A 268-nucleotide genomic window follows, 5' to 3' on the forward strand; every position below is an offset into this window, starting at 1 on the left:
GCCATAGAGTGGGCACCGGCAGATAACTTTAAATTAAAAGGTGATGCGTTTTTATCGCGCTTTGATAAAGAGTCGTTTGCCCGTGGCCTGAGGGTTAAGTTAGGCGGGCCAACAGCTGCATATGCAAACGCTCAGCTCGACGGTAATGCCGTAATAGGCGCAGCGGTTAACCGTACTTCGCAAAGCTATACCCGCGTTGAAATAGTTAACGACGACAACCAAGACTTTGACGAAGTAGATAGTTTTGGCATTAATGCCGATTGGCAGG

1 protein-coding gene is annotated in these 268 nt (G+C 48.1%); it reads left to right on the forward strand.

The window, feature by feature from the left end; translation table 11 throughout:
- On the forward strand, positions 1-268 hold a 268-nt coding region (locus tag AAEY83_RS15455), incomplete at both ends, for a hypothetical protein (RefSeq protein WP_351060327.1).

Origin of the sequence: Psychrobacter sp. TB20-MNA-CIBAN-0197, from assembly GCF_040309765.1 — a bacterium.
Classification (GTDB): domain Bacteria; phylum Pseudomonadota; class Gammaproteobacteria; order Pseudomonadales; family Moraxellaceae; genus Psychrobacter; species Psychrobacter submarinus.